This is a genomic window from Butyrivibrio sp. MC2021 (genome assembly GCF_000621605.1).
Taxonomy (GTDB): Bacteria; Bacillota; Clostridia; order Lachnospirales; family Lachnospiraceae; genus Butyrivibrio.
Genome location: NZ_KK211315.1, coordinates 117,084 through 130,373 on the forward strand (window position 1 = coordinate 117,084; position 13,290 = coordinate 130,373).

The 13,290-nt window shown below is 44.7% G+C and carries 15 protein-coding genes; 2 read left to right on the plus strand and 13 right to left on the minus strand.

The window, feature by feature from the left end:
* Positions 1-75 precede the first annotated feature (75 nt).
* Complete coding sequence (locus T359_RS0118035; RefSeq protein WP_026518597.1) at positions 76-1,176, plus strand: ribose-phosphate pyrophosphokinase; 1,101 nt, start codon at positions 76-78, stop codon at positions 1,174-1,176.
* Here the strand turns inward: T359_RS0118035 and T359_RS0118040 are convergent, their stop codons facing one another.
* From T359_RS0118040 to T359_RS21950, 12 genes are all read right to left on the minus strand, one after another.
* Positions 1,177-2,601 carry a HAMP domain-containing sensor histidine kinase gene (locus tag T359_RS0118040; protein WP_026518598.1) on the minus strand — a complete coding sequence of 475 codons (1,425 nt, stop codon included), beginning with the start codon at positions 2,599-2,601 and terminating at the stop codon, positions 1,177-1,179.
* The gene (locus tag T359_RS0118045) at positions 2,598-3,290 is read right to left on the minus strand and encodes a response regulator transcription factor (RefSeq protein ID WP_026518599.1); all 693 of its coding nucleotides are present in this window, start codon (positions 3,288-3,290) and stop codon (positions 2,598-2,600) included. Before T359_RS0118045 ends, T359_RS0118040 begins: the two co-directional genes overlap by 4 nt.
* Positions 3,291-3,310: 20 nt before the next feature.
* A complete protein-coding gene (locus T359_RS0118050) occupies positions 3,311-3,925 on the minus strand; it encodes a hypothetical protein (RefSeq protein WP_026518600.1) in 615 nt (204 codons plus the stop codon).
* Positions 3,906-4,208 (minus strand): hypothetical protein, encoded by a 303-nt coding sequence (locus T359_RS0118055; RefSeq protein WP_026518601.1) that lies wholly within the window; start codon positions 4,206-4,208, stop codon positions 3,906-3,908. The genes T359_RS0118050 and T359_RS0118055 overlap by 20 nt, the downstream gene beginning before the upstream one ends.
* Before the next feature lie 2 nt (positions 4,209-4,210).
* Positions 4,211-4,966 (minus strand): hypothetical protein, encoded by a 756-nt coding sequence (locus tag T359_RS0118060; protein WP_026518602.1) that lies wholly within the window; start codon positions 4,964-4,966, stop codon positions 4,211-4,213.
* A 3-nt stretch (positions 4,967-4,969) separates the two neighbouring features.
* A complete protein-coding gene (locus T359_RS21045; protein ID WP_051545601.1) occupies positions 4,970-5,653 on the minus strand; it encodes an ABC transporter ATP-binding protein in 684 nt (227 codons plus the stop codon).
* Positions 5,654-6,182: 529 nt separating this feature from the next.
* On the minus strand, positions 6,183-6,983 hold the full coding sequence (locus T359_RS0118070) for an ABC transporter ATP-binding protein (protein WP_026518603.1): 801 nt from the start codon (positions 6,981-6,983) through the stop codon (positions 6,183-6,185).
* A gap of 1 nt (position 6,984) precedes the next feature.
* Complete coding sequence (locus tag T359_RS0118075; protein WP_051545604.1) at positions 6,985-8,016, minus strand: FecCD family ABC transporter permease; 1,032 nt, start codon at positions 8,014-8,016, stop codon at positions 6,985-6,987.
* Positions 8,017-8,029: 13 nt separating this feature from the next.
* A complete protein-coding gene (locus T359_RS0118080) occupies positions 8,030-9,103 on the minus strand; it encodes an ABC transporter substrate-binding protein (RefSeq protein ID WP_035784920.1) in 1,074 nt (357 codons plus the stop codon).
* A 124-nt stretch (positions 9,104-9,227) separates the two neighbouring features.
* Positions 9,228-10,220 carry a DUF4003 family protein gene (locus T359_RS0118085; protein ID WP_026518606.1) on the minus strand — a complete coding sequence of 331 codons (993 nt, stop codon included), beginning with the start codon at positions 10,218-10,220 and terminating at the stop codon, positions 9,228-9,230.
* 36 nt (positions 10,221-10,256) lie between these two features.
* Entirely contained in the window at positions 10,257-10,448 is a 192-nt protein-coding gene (locus tag T359_RS0118090) for a helix-turn-helix transcriptional regulator (RefSeq protein ID WP_026518607.1), read from the minus strand.
* Positions 10,449-10,451: 3 nt separating this feature from the next.
* The gene (locus T359_RS21950; RefSeq protein WP_051545606.1) at positions 10,452-10,976 is read right to left on the minus strand and encodes a hypothetical protein; all 525 of its coding nucleotides are present in this window, start codon (positions 10,974-10,976) and stop codon (positions 10,452-10,454) included.
* 231 nt (positions 10,977-11,207) lie between these two features.
* Here T359_RS21950 and T359_RS0118100 point away from each other — a divergent pair, with 231 nt between their 5' ends.
* The gene (locus T359_RS0118100; RefSeq protein WP_026518608.1) at positions 11,208-12,251 is read left to right on the plus strand and encodes a DUF6560 family protein; all 1,044 of its coding nucleotides are present in this window, start codon (positions 11,208-11,210) and stop codon (positions 12,249-12,251) included.
* On the opposite strand, the gene T359_RS0118105 is transcribed toward T359_RS0118100, so the two are convergent.
* A complete protein-coding gene (locus T359_RS0118105; protein WP_026518609.1) occupies positions 12,248-13,237 on the minus strand; it encodes a guanosine polyphosphate pyrophosphohydrolase in 990 nt (329 codons plus the stop codon). The two genes, T359_RS0118100 and T359_RS0118105, sit on opposite strands and share 4 nt — an antisense overlap.
* Positions 13,238-13,290: the final 53 nt, after the last annotated feature.

The window sequence follows — 13,290 nt, forward strand, 5'->3', positions numbered from 1 at the left end:
TAAGTTTACCATATTTCGCATATTTCTTTTGTTAAAAATAAATAATTTTGTTAAAATTAAAGCGGAGGGTTTACTATGAGCAGCGATAGTAATTTAGGAATCATTTCACTGGAATCTTATATAGATAAAGCAAAGAGAATAAATCAGATATTATGCGGCTGGCGTCATCAAGACAATTTTCTTATAGACGTTCAATGTCCAAGATTTGCAAGCGGCGAGGCAAAGGCCGTAATCAAGCAGTCTGTCCGCAACAAGGATATCTATATCATTGTGGATGTCTGCAACAATTCACTGAAATACAAGATGGACGGCGAGCTTAACAGAATGTCCCCGGATGATCACTATCAGGACCTAAAGCGCGTCATCGCAGCCTGCAACGGTAAAGCAAAACGGATTACCGTGATAATGCCTTTTTTATATGAAAGCAGGCAGCATCGCAAAACAGCCCGAGAATCCCTGGACTGCGCAGTAATGCTCAACGAGCTGCAATTTCTCGGTGTGGACAACATCGTTACTTTTGATGCCCATGACCCAAGAATGCAGAACGTGCTTCCCTTAAACGGCATAGAAAACATCTCTCCCGCCCTTCAGTTTACTCAGGCTCTTTTGACGGAATATGAAGATATAAAGATAGGTCCTGAACACCTTATGTTCATTGCCCCGGACGAAGGTGCCACTGAGCGAGTAGTATTTTTTGCCTCGGTATTCGGGGTAAATATCGGGATGTTCTATAAAAGAAGAGATTATGCGAACATTGTTGACGGCACCAATCCCATAATAGCCCATGATTTTTGCGGCGGTGACCTTCAGGGCCTCGATGCCATTGTTGTTGACGATATGATAGCTTCCGGAGGAAGCATTATTGATGTGTGCAAACAAATAAAAGACCGCGGCGCAAAGAGAATCTTCATCTTTGCCACCTTCGGTCTTTTCTCCAGTGGATTCGATAAGCTGGATATAGCCTACGAAGAAGGGCTCTTCGACAGGATCTTTACCACCAACCTGATATATCAAAAGCCTGAGCTTCTCGAAAAGAAGTACTACTACGGCGTCAACATGAATCAATATATGGCCGCCATAATAGATACCCTTAATCACCACAGTTCCATGCAAGCCCTCACCAAGCCTGCGGCGCGCATTCGGGAAACCATAAGGAACTATAAGCGCCCTGAATGATCAGGACAGTGCTACGGAAAAAACATTTAATTCATCGGCTCTGCGATAATCCAGGGTTCCGCCGTGTTTCTCCATAATCTTACGGGATATGGCAAGGCCAAGGCCTGTCCCGCCGTCGGTTTTCCTTGTCTTGTCGCCCCTTGCAAAGGCCTCAAAGAGCCTTGGGATGAACTCCTCTGCTATGGGCTCCCCATCATCGGAAACCTCCACCAGAATACGGTCTTCATCCCGGGAGACCTTAATCCCTATGTTCCGGCCTGTGACATTGTATTTTCCTGCATTGGACAGCAGATTATGGATGACTCTGACAAAAAGCTGCGGATCAACCTCAGTAAATATGGGCTCATCGGGAATATCTATATCGAAATCCCTGCCCCCCTCTGTAAGGTCCTCATAGAATTCCACGCAGATCCTGCGTATAAGCTCGCAAACATCGGTGTTCTCCGGACTTAGCTTGTAATCATCGCTCTCCATCTTGAGACTGGTATTCATGTCATCAATAAGAGTACAGATCCTCTCTGACTTCATGCGGATCGTTCTGTAGTATTCAGGTCTTTTCTCCTCCCCCACAAGGCCCTCTTCAAGGGCACAGATACTTCCCTTTATAGAAGCTATGGGGTTCTTGATATCGTGGGCCAGCTCCAGCAGCATCTGGTTTCTGCTCTGCTCCACCCTGTGCTTTGCTTCTTCGCTCTCCTTGAGCTTTTTTGCCATAAGATTAAAGCGGTCCCGGATGTTCTCAAACTCTCTGTCGGTGCTGTAATCTATCACCACATCCCTTTTTCCCTCGCTAACCTCGTCCATGCCTGCCATAAGGAGCTTCAGAGGCTTGTCGATGTGCTTTTTCAGGTAAAAGCTGATGGCCACCACCTCTGCAATGAATACCACAAGAAACATGATAAAAATGCCGTTGGCGCCGCCATTTGTGCCATTGGTCAGCATGTAGGTAGCCTTGTAGGTCACCATATCGGAGGGGTAAAAAACGAGAAAGGTGTGCCTGGGGTCCCCTGCGAATCTGGCGCAGGCTGAGTAATAGCGCTTGTCCCCGGGGTCTCTGCGGGTGACAACAACTCCGTTATTGTTGTAGTCCACATAGCCGATGTCCACAAGCTCAGCCATCTCTGCGACACTGTAGACGTTTTTATCGGTCCTTTTCTCCCCGATGACGTTTATCACGTTGCCGTTCTCGTCCAGTTCCTCCACCCAGCCGCCGACCCGGTTTAAGACCTCCAGGTCGTTGATTGTTCCGTCATTTCTGACCAGGGTCTGGGGAGATGCGTTTTCTATGCTGCCGTTACCCAGATAAATAAGATAAGCCACAACTATGGCCAGATATATGAGCAGCGTTCCTGCAAGGAACACCACGAAGCTGGTCACCAGTCTGGAGAAGATACTTCTCTTGCGTTTTCTTTTTTCCCTTGTCATTTACTTTTGTCCTTTTCGAATTTATAACCAAGGCCTTTGACGGTCCTGATCATCACTGTGTCGTCGTCACTTTTTATCTTATTTCTGAGGTTGCTGATATGGACCATGATCGTGCTGTCATCGGCCATATCTTCTCCCTCCCACACGTATTCGCATATCTGCTGTTTGGTAAAAATGTGCCCCGGATGGGACATAAGAAGTTCCAGAATCCTGTATTCGGTGCCGGTTAAGGACAGGGCTTCCCCATCCTTGGATACCGACCTGGCTACCATATCAAGCTCGATTCCAAAAGCTCTGCAGACCTTGGATTTTTCCTCATGATAATCGTAGCTCCTTCGAAGCTGAGCCTTAACTCTGGCCACAACCTCCAGGGGATTAAAGGGCTTTAATATATAATCATCTGCTCCCAGCTCCAGCCCAAGGATCTTGTCGTAGTCCTGGGTCTTGGCGGTGAGCATAATTGCCGGAACGTGGCTGAACTCGCGAACCTTCCTAAGAACGGAAAAGCCGTCTATGCCGGGCATCATAACATCCAGAAGCATCATGTGCGGATGCTCGGCCTTAAACAGCTCCAGGGCCGATATTCCGTTATCGGCCTTCAGGAGCTTTATTCCCTCTTTGTTCAAAAAAAGTTCCAGTGAATCCAGTATCTCCTTTTCATCATCCGCGGCAAGTATTGTGTAATCCATTTTTTCCCCAATCTGATAGTTTAGTTATTTACATTTTCTGCAATAACCTCCTCCAGAGCTCTGTCAAAACTGTAGGAAGTCTTCCAGTCGGGGTTGAGCTTGTCCAGCAGCATGCACTCCAGCATTCCGAGATGATAGTACTTGGCATTGCCGTCAGCGTATTTTGCGATGTTCTCAAGATACTCTTTTTCGTAGGCTTCACGGCCGTTCTCGCAGAGAGCAACTCCCGCTTCCACATAATAAGCGGATCCTTCGAGCATCTCATAGAAAGCCTCAGATTTTTTCTGGCTTTCGCTGAGCATGTCGTCTCTTTCCCCAACTATATCAATATATTCTATAGCAATTCTCCTGATATCGCCAGTGTTCTCTGCATTTATTGCCTCATATAATTTTTCCAGTTTCCTTGTGAAAGATTTTTTGAGCTCAGGATCGTTATCCATCTGGGCTGCCAGCTCAGTTTCCGGCAAAATCCCCTCTCCTGCGTTCTCCAGCACGTTAAAAAAGGTGTTCTGATAGGCGTGGAAGCTCTCATGCCATATTACATATGAGAGCTGCTGCCCGCTGACAGCTGATATGTAAGCCCAGGTGTCGTATTCCGGAACCACCACCTGGAACTCATCCCCGTCCTGATACACACTGCCAACGAGCCCCCCCGTATACAGCCTCTCTATTGTAGGTTTCGTAGTCGCCATCGTTATAGCGCACTACTACTTCATTCTCTCCATCGGAAAAAGCTATTTTATAATCCAGGGGACAAAAGCCGTCAAAACCCATATTTCCGATCTCTTCATAATCCCTGGCCACTTTTTCCAGCTGCGCCTTATTGTTTTGTTTAAGCCCTCTTTCCGCTGTGGCAAAGCCTGATACCACCAGGGCTGCTCCTGCCATTAAATAAATCACAAGTCCAAGCTTTTTCATTGTTATGCTTCCTCTCTTCTGAATAAAAGTATGCCAAGGCCTGCGATCCATACTACCAAAAGGCCGATTATTATCTCATGTACGTTTAAGAGCTTTCCCTGAACCAGATTTCCTGCCTGGGTGCTGATTCCTGCAAGATTAGGGATAAGGAGGATCACTCTTTTAAGGATCATGCCGCCAATTCCGGTGGCTGCTGATGTGAGCAGTGTCAGCATGCTTCTGAAGGCTCCTCCGATAAGAAGAACTATCATGATCGCTCCGGTAAATACCGGCGGAAGCTTGATGGAAAGCGCTGTTGTCAGCATGCATACAATGGTTGTGTAGAGCATCATGAAAAGAACTGCTACAGCTAAAACTCCCAGGATATTGGAATAACCGTTTACTATTGCAAAAACTCCCATAGTAAAATAAAGGATGAAGCCTGAGATCCAGGAAACAAGCACGTTTCCTGCAGCAAGACTCATATGATATCTGCTCTGTCCGATGCCCCTTGACCAGATCAGGTGGCTGGTGCGTCTCTCATATTCATCGGGGATGGTTGTGACCGACAGTGCCAGAGCAATGGCTCCGGCCAGGAAGTTTACGACATTTATCAGAATGGGAACAAGCACGTAGTAGTCCTTGATGTCTTTTCCCTCTATGGTAAGACTTCCCACATCCGTAGAAAAAACGGCTACCACCAGAATTCCCAGAACTGTTGTGATGTACAGCATCTTCTTTCTTATCTTTTCTCTAACTACGTTAAGTGTGATCTCCATGTCTTACTCTTCCTCCCCTACAAGCCTGATGAATTTAGCTTCAAGGCTCTCGTCACTCTCATTTTTTGTCCAGGTATCAAGAACTGTGCCCTTTTTCATTATCACGCCTCTGTCACATACCTCCTCGATATCATGAAGGATGTGGGAGTTGATGATGATGGTTTTTCCTTTTTCCTTAAGGCTCTTAAGAAGCTCAAGATTGTGCTTTCCTCCCAGAGCATCAAGGCCGGCTGTGGGTTCGTCCAGAATCAGAATGTCCGGATCCTGTATAAGAGCCTGTGCCAGGGCCAGTCTCTGCACCATGCCCTTGGAGTAGTATTTTACCCTTGTCTTGGTATCCTCAAGGCCTGCAACTTCAAGAAGACTCTTAAGATAAGCCTTATCCTTTCTCTTCTTGTCTCCTTCAAGCCCTGCGTAATACTTCATGACTTCCATGGCTGTGAGATACGGCGGAAAATATGGGGTTTCCGGGGAATATCCGATTTTTGCTCCGTCTTCTATATCTATTTTTCCGGAGCTGATCTTGGTAAGACCAAGGATCATCTTTATGGTTGTGGTCTTGCCTGCTCCGTTTGCCCCAAGAAGTGCGAAAACTTCGCCTTTCTTTATGTCCAGTGACAGGCCGTCCACCACGGTGTTGTCCTTATATTTTTTTGTTACGTTTTCGATGTTTAGTACTGAATTCATGTGACGCCTCCTCCTTACAGAGTTCATGATAAAGGAGGAAGCATAAGAGTATTTAAAGGGAACCTAAAGATAACCTAAAGATTTGGAAAAAATAAGTCTTATCGGTAACACCAATCTTCGCAATGATGTCTTTAGCTTTCATTTCTCCGTTTTGAGCCAGCAGAGTAATTGTATCTGTCCGGTTCTTTCCCGAAGCTGAGACAAAATGGATTGTTGCTTGACATGGCGACTCCCTCTTAATCTGCGTTAGCATTTCAAATTTGCGTTAGATTTTGTTAGTATTTTACTTTTGTGTTAGATTGCGTTAGGATTCGTTAGTATTATTATCTTTCGCAGCATTATCGCCATCAAACTTAGAGTTATTCTTAGGCTGGTGCCTTGATGAAGCCCTGACTACACCTATGACACTAGCAGATCATATGAATAACTATAAGCTATAGTTCAACGTTATCCATAAGAAAGTCGAACAAATCAATAAGCATTACTCCCTTCTCATAACAATGGTATAGTCGAAATTTTCCAAAGACTTTTACATATTACTATTTTGCATCTTCTTCACATACTCAATCACATCAAAATCAAAGGTTTCATTCAAATTATCAGCGGTGAGCATCTCTTTTCTATCCCCATGGAGCGTGAGTCTGCCGTCCTTAAGGTATGCGATCTCGTCCGCCATCTGGGCGGCCAGAAACAGATCGTGGAAAACGCAGATCATTGTTGGCATGTAGCTCTTGCCATCGGGCATGACCACAGGCTTTTTGCGCCAATCCTCCAGGTAATCCATAAGTTCTGACTGAACCTTCATATCAAGGTGGTTCATGGGCTCATCAAGAATAAGGATGGGGCTTCGCTGTGCCATGCATCTCGCGAGCATAACACGCTGGAGCTGGCCTCCGGAGAGCTTGTTAATGCTCTTCCCCGCGATATCCGTAAGCCCCAGGGACTGCAGCGTCTCTTCCACTATCTCCTTGTCCCTGTTTCGGCCAAAGGAAGTCCCATCACCCTGATGCATGTATCTTCCCTGCATGACAGTCTCATAAACTGTATAAGAAAAATAAACTTGCGGCTTCTGGGAAAAGAAGCTGATATAGGAAGCTATCTCTTTTCTCTTCATCTGTCTGAGGTTCTTGCCGGCAATGGTTATATCTCCCGTGCTGTGGATAAAACCGCAGATAGCCCTAAGGAGCGTGGTCTTGCCGCAGCCGTTGCTGCCAAGAATGCTTAGGCACTTGCCCTCCTCAATGTCCAGAGAAATGTCTTTTATGATGTCTTTGCCGGGCTCGTAGCCTGCGCTGACGTTTGTTAAGGTAATAATGCTCTTCTTGTCCATGTCAGCTCCTTTCCTTGAAATATACGAAAAGGAAAAATGGCGCGCCAAACAGGGCCGTTATGGCTCCTACCGGTATTTCCTGCGGAGCCAGTAGGGTTCTCGCCAGAAGATCCGCAATGCTCATCATAGCGCCTCCCACTATGGCAGTCATAGGGATCACGACTTTATGAGAAGATCCGAAAACTTTCCTTACAACATGGGGCACCGCCAGGTCCACAAAACCTATAACTCCGGTAAAGCAGACCGCAATTCCAGTCAGCAGGGATGCGATAATAAGAAGCCTTTTCTTGGTTTTTTTTGCATCCACACCAAGAGCCATGGCGCCTTCATCCCCGAATGTAAGGATGTCCAGCTCCCTGCAGTACCTTATAGTAAGCACTATTCCAATCAGGAAAACAACCAGTATTACCAGCACATGCTTATATTTCCGCCCGGAAAAAGAACCCATCTGCCACAGAATAAGTCTTTGCATATGGCTGTGGCTAAGAGAGCTGAGCATGGTAAGCATGGCATTTACAAACAGTGAAAAAATCATTCCGAAGAGAATGATGGTATGATTCTGAAAGCCTGTATCCAGGCGGCCTGCAATAAGAATTACAAGAAGCACCGTCAAAAAGCCGCAGGTAAAGCCCACCACCGGAAGAAGCATGAAACCCAGCACGGAGCTGGATATTCCGCTGATGATAATAACTGCTGCCCCTAGGGATGCTCCGGAGGATACGCCCAGTGTATAGGATGAAGCCAGGGGATTTTGAAGGATTGCCTGAATGATGGCACCACTTACGGACAGCGCAGCGCCCACTAAAAATGCGCACAGCGCTCTTGGGATTCTGATATCCCATAAAATAGAAATATGCGAAGCCTCTATGGAATCATTTATCTTTAGTCCAAAAAGCTTCGCTCCTATGATGTTCAGGGTATCAGGAAGTGAGATTGATACACTTCCTATACAGATACCCATAATCAATGCTGCCAGTCCCAAAAGACAGGCAGCACATATTTTGTTTGCAGTTTTTCCAGAGTTTTTTTCCATAAAACTCCTATTCTTATGCTGCAGGCTCTACTTCCTCAGAACCCTCTTCAAATTCTGCATACTGCTCGGGATAAACAGCCTTTGCCATAGCAATAAGCGCTGAAATAACGTGCTGGTTTGGCTGATTTACCTCGTCGCTGTTAAGCATATATACTTCGCCGTTTGTGATGGCTTTAACATTCTCCCAGCCTTCCATAGTAAGTATAGTATTAATTACGTCCGGTGTGTACATATCAGCTGTAAGGATCACATCGGGGTTGGCTGCAACTGCTGCCTCTTCTGAAAGAGCTGGCCACTGGTCTGTCTCTGCTGCAGCAACATTCTTTGCTCCGATAAGCTCAAGCATTTCATTGATGTAGGTGCCGTTACCTGCTGTGTAGATAACCGGGTTATCTGCAGAAGGTGTGTAAAGCTCGAAAAGAACGCTCTTTTTCTGGTCCTCAGGGATTGTAGCGCTGATCTCAGCGATCTGATCGATAACAGTCTGCATTTCAGAAACCATGGCCTCTGCCTCAGCCTCTTTTCCAACTACAAGACCGATGAACTGAATGTCCTCTTCAATTCCCTTAAGGGATGTGCTGCTGGGAATATCTGTGATGCAGGCTCCGGACTCTCTTACTGACTCATAAACATCGGTGCCGCCTGCCTGGCTCATGCCTGTGGTAAAAATAACATCGGCTGAAAGAGCCACAAGCTGCTCCTGATCGGGAGCCATCATATCAAACTGAGGGATATCAGCCTTGAGCTCTGAACCGTAGCTTCCAAAGGAATATGTGTCGCAGGCTACGATGTTATCTGCAAGACCAAGATCTATAAGAACTCTTGTGATTGAAGGAGCCATGGAAATAATTGAATCTGTCTTCTCAGGAAGAGTGATCTCATTTCCGCTTCTGTCTGTTACTGTTCCTTCTGCTGCGGTCTCCGGAGCAGTTTCCTCTACTGTTTCTTCAGCTGCTTCTATTACCGCCTCTTCTACAGCCTCGGTAGTCTCTGTCACTTCCTCAGCGGGAGTCTTAGCACCGCATCCTGCAACTGCAGAAAGTGCCAGCACTGCACTCATAATTGTAATAACCAGTTTCTTTTTCATAATTTTTCTCCTCTAAACGTTGAAATTTTACAGGTTCCAAACTATGATAGTACAACATAAAAAATGTTTAGTCCAATTCCTTCTGATAGCAAAGGAAGTCTATGTTCCATTATTCAAACACCTTTCAGTGAGAAGAGTTTGCTGCGGCTGATGAGGTCATAACTACCATCATCATCATGAATACAATTTCCTCTGTAATGATCATTGCGAGGGTGCTCTCCAGAGCTGATGCCTTTGAAACTGCGTTTTCATCTGCGAAGGTTCCTGCATAAAGGAGTGCTGAGAACATAAGTCTTGTCTTTCCGCTTATATCAAGGCCTCCGAAGCCCTTCTGCTCCTTGAGAAAAGCAGATGCCTCCACGATATCTTTTACCATCTCTCCGATCTCAGCATTCATTCCTACCAATGCTCCAATTGAAGAAAGTTCATATTCTTTACCATACTTCACGCCGGCTTCTTTAAATGCATTAAAGATATCAACAGCCTTCTCACACTTCTCATTTGAGCTGCCCTCCTGCATAGTAAGAACCTGTGCAAGAGAATAAACCGCATTGTCATGGAACATGAAATTCTTCTTGAGATTCTGATAGTTCTGCTCAAGCTCTTCAAGGATTGTCTCCACATCCTTATCTGTCATAGCAAGAAGAACTGCAAAGCTGGTATCCTCATCAGATGTAAGGAATGGATGCTGCTTCTTCATGCCCTTTAAAAGAGCATCTGTCTTGGCTATGATCTCCCTGGCATCTGCTGCTCTTTTCGCATCGCAAATGCTGATGGCGGCAAGTACCATGTATCTTGATCCGAAAATTCTGCCTTCATGAAGCATCTTATAAACTGATGCAATGTCATCCATAAATCTCTCAGGATCATCCTTCTGGGCAAGTCTTGAGCTTACAAGTAATTCACAAAGACCTCTGAAATCTGAAAATACGCCTTCATTCTTTCTAAGAACGCCTCTGCACTCCTTGAGATAATCGATGTCAGCCACCTTGCCTTCCTGGGTGTACACAAGGGCTGATGCTATTTTGAGCATTGAATGCTCAAGCACAAATCCCTTGCTGATAAGATTTCTGTTCTCTGCCAAAAGATCGCATTTTGTCTGTAATATGTTATTCATAGCTGCTCCTCCGTATGGTGATTGTGATGTTATCAATTATTCCCAGAAAAGATCATCAAGTGTCTTATCCAGGGCCTTACATATTGAAATACAAAGATTGATGGTGGGATTGTAATCCCCTTTTTCTATAGCACTTATTGTCTGTCTTGATACTCCGCATAGGGCTGCCAGCTGGTCCTGGGAAAGATCCTTACCGGCTCTTGCGGACTTAAGTTTTAAATTCTTCATAACTTAGTCCTCCTCTTCCCTTGAATCTGCTATTTTCTTTACAAGTAAAGTGCATCCTATAAGTGCCATCCAGATCACTACAATAATATTGGTGATGGGAAGTGACCCAACGCCTTCTGCCTTGATGGATCCGTTAAGGAATCCGGCTACTATGGGAATGAGGTTGATCACAAAAAGAACTGCAAATATGATCAGATAGCTCTTCTTGTTATTGTTCATTCCCCAGTATGCGTCATTCCAGATACTGTAAACGCAAAGTACAAGGCATCCTGCCAAAATGGCTATGAAATGAAGCAGATAATCTGCAAAAGGAAGGCTTACCTGCCCGATTCCCAGGCAGATCAAAATCGCTTCACAGGTGATCATTGTATAGAAACCATATTTATATCCTTTATTAAGGATATTCTGCTGTCTCTCATCGTATTGTGTCTTAATTTTCTTATCCTTATTGGCAAACTTAATAATTATCATTGCTACAAGAAGACCTACCAATAATCCAACTGCTGCAAAAGCTGATACTGCGAACATTACTCTACCTCCTCGCTTCTTAGTGAAAATTGTTATCTGTGATTTTATAATAATCTCGTAATAGAATAATGTCAAGTATATTTTACATTTTTCTTTTCATGGTGGCATTTTGCTTGTTACAGCTGCAATAAAAAACATCATCCTGCTCATGGACATATTGCAAAAATGCTTCAGAATATGTATGATAAAACGCTAGTAAATCAAGAAAAATAAAGGAAGTGGATAGTTAAAATGAGTTATTTTTCAGGTGCATCTACCGTACATTTGGTAAATTTAATAAAAAATAAGAATGAAGAAAAGGGAAATAAGAAGTTGGCCCAGTCTTCTGCGGATCAATTTGAATGTGCTGCCGACGGCTATAGCATCGCCTTTGTCATCTTTGGACTGTTCTTTGCGATTCTTACTGCAATCAGCGTCATTTGCCTTTTTCGAGATGTTGAGGATGCTGTAGTGGCCATATTTGTCTTTGGGGTAATAACGCTGCTTAGCTTCTTTGCAGCCTGGGCAACTTCCCATCACAGGCTGATCGTCGAGGGAAATGAAGCCACCTATGTGAATGTATGGGGCATCACAAAGAAATTTCCATTTTCTGATGTGACCAAATGCCTTACCACTGAGCAGTCCCTTAGTCTTTATATCGAAAATAAAAAGGTAGTCACCTTAAGCAAAGACGTGTACGGCCTGAAATTTCTCCAGGAGCGTTGCAAAAAAGACGGCATAGAATGGGGCAATAAAAGCCGCGCGGGCATCACAAAGTTTACGCTGGTCTGGCATGCATCAAGAACCCTGGCGCTGATCCTTTTCTGGGCAACAGTGGGAATTGTAGTACTTATGGTCGTGATAAGTATCTCTTCCGGTAAAAATCCTCTTGATCAAATTGTTCTTCTTTTGGAATTGACTCTTTATATTGCGGGAATGTTTGGCTGTATGTTCCTGGGTTTCATGCTCTATTTTGCCCTTGGGTTAAAAGAGGTAAAAGTCATAGAAAAGGGCCTGGGCCTGTCCTTCCGTGAGGAGATGGCCAAAAGAGGCGCCACAGGCCGAGAGTACCAGGATGAGGAATGGTTTGTGGAAACAGCCCCGGGAAAGATCGAGGTGCTGAATCGCAGATTTATTAAAGCGTGGCTCGGAATTAAAGATAATCGTTCCGGAAGAGTCACAAACTATCATATTGAATTTATTGATATTAATGGCAAAAAAAGATCCATCGGCGGCCATTATTTAGAATATGCCAAGAGAATGGACAATTGGTACTTTAAGAAAAATGACAATTAATCAATAACATCATTCTGGAAGCGGGACAGATGCTCGAAGGGCAGGATAAGTCTTCCTCTGTACAGGCCGCAGCCATCGTTTATCAGACTGTTGTTGATGGCGCCGAACATGTTGACATCAATCTTGGAGAGCTCCAGCTGCTGAAGTAACATTCCCCTCTCGTAGGCCTCATCAAAATAGACGCACTCTCCCTGGGGAATCTTATCTCTTCTGGCCCGCTCCTTTTGCTGTCTCTTTTCATATCCAAGGTGGTTAGCCGGACCGATCTCAGCATAATCATCCATATCCTTGGTACGAAGCTGAACCTCCACATAGCTTCTGGATTCATTGTCATACAGAGTGATGTGAAGGGACTGATAGCCGTAGGGGCTGGGATTACTGATGAAGTCCTTGAAATAGGGTCTGACTGATTTATTTATCCGGTCTGAAATAAGGTCCACATCCATAGTGGAGACTTCAGCACAAAAGCCCACTCTCTCAAGGAAATCCGGAAGAATATTTGCAATCTCATAGAGGTATTTCAGTTCTGTTTCTGTTCTGTCTTCATTTTCATCCACATGGCACTTTGGCATGGAGATGACTATCCTGTATGCTATAAGGTCCCTGAAATGCTCAATCTTACTCTTTATCTCAGCCGGCTCCGGGAAACTTCCATTCTTTTTATAATAATCGTAGATTGTCCCAACGATATAGGCGTTGAATTTCTCTTCCGCCCTGATAAGTGATTTTATCCTTCCCTTAAAAGTAAACGCCAGATGCGGATACTGCTTGGTCATATACTTATAGAACTCGCGGATCCTCTGGGACTGGGATGTCAAAAAGTCATTATGAACCAGGAGTTCTTCCATCCGGAGGAGAAAATTGCTATGCAGCATGTCCACTGTATTTCCCGTCACTATGGAAGACCCCTTCAGATCCTGTGAGTACTTCTGTATGATCTTAAGAACAGTATCACCATTGTAGAGATAGTCATTTAGAGTAACCATACTGTCACCTCCAAAAAAATAAGCAAAGATGCCCTGACCTTAAGCACCTTTGC

Bases quoted from the DNA above. Each gene is read 5' to 3' on its own strand.
- T359_RS0118080 (WP_035784920.1), bottom strand. From the start codon at position 9,103: ATGAAAAAGAAACTGGTTATTACAATTATGAGTGCAGTGCTGGCACTT.
- T359_RS21950 (WP_051545606.1), bottom strand. From the start codon at position 10,976: ATGTTCGCAGTATCAGCTTTTGCAGCAGTTGGATTATTGGTAGGTCTT.
- T359_RS0118055 (WP_026518601.1), bottom strand. From the start codon at position 4,208: ATGAAAAAGCTTGGACTTGTGATTTATTTAATGGCAGGAGCAGCCCTG.
- T359_RS0118045 (WP_026518599.1), bottom strand. From the start codon at position 3,290: ATGGATTACACAATACTTGCCGCGGATGATGAAAAGGAGATACTGGAT.
- T359_RS0118040 (WP_026518598.1), bottom strand. From the start codon at position 2,601: ATGACAAGGGAAAAAAGAAAACGCAAGAGAAGTATCTTCTCCAGACTG.
- T359_RS21045 (WP_051545601.1), bottom strand. From the start codon at position 5,653: ATGAATTCAGTACTAAACATCGAAAACGTAACAAAAAAATATAAGGAC.
- T359_RS0118090 (WP_026518607.1), bottom strand. From the start codon at position 10,448: ATGAAGAATTTAAAACTTAAGTCCGCAAGAGCCGGTAAGGATCTTTCC.
- T359_RS0118105 (WP_026518609.1), bottom strand. From the start codon at position 13,237: ATGGTTACTCTAAATGACTATCTCTACAATGGTGATACTGTTCTTAAG.
- T359_RS0118075 (WP_051545604.1), bottom strand. From the start codon at position 8,016: ATGGAAAAAAACTCTGGAAAAACTGCAAACAAAATATGTGCTGCCTGT.
- T359_RS0118085 (WP_026518606.1), bottom strand. From the start codon at position 10,220: ATGAATAACATATTACAGACAAAATGCGATCTTTTGGCAGAGAACAGA.
- T359_RS0118060 (WP_026518602.1), bottom strand. From the start codon at position 4,966: ATGGAGATCACACTTAACGTAGTTAGAGAAAAGATAAGAAAGAAGATG.
- T359_RS0118100 (WP_026518608.1), top strand. From the start codon at position 11,208: ATGAGTTATTTTTCAGGTGCATCTACCGTACATTTGGTAAATTTAATA.
- T359_RS0118035 (WP_026518597.1), top strand. From the start codon at position 76: ATGAGCAGCGATAGTAATTTAGGAATCATTTCACTGGAATCTTATATA.
- T359_RS0118070 (WP_026518603.1), bottom strand. From the start codon at position 6,983: ATGGACAAGAAGAGCATTATTACCTTAACAAACGTCAGCGCAGGCTAC.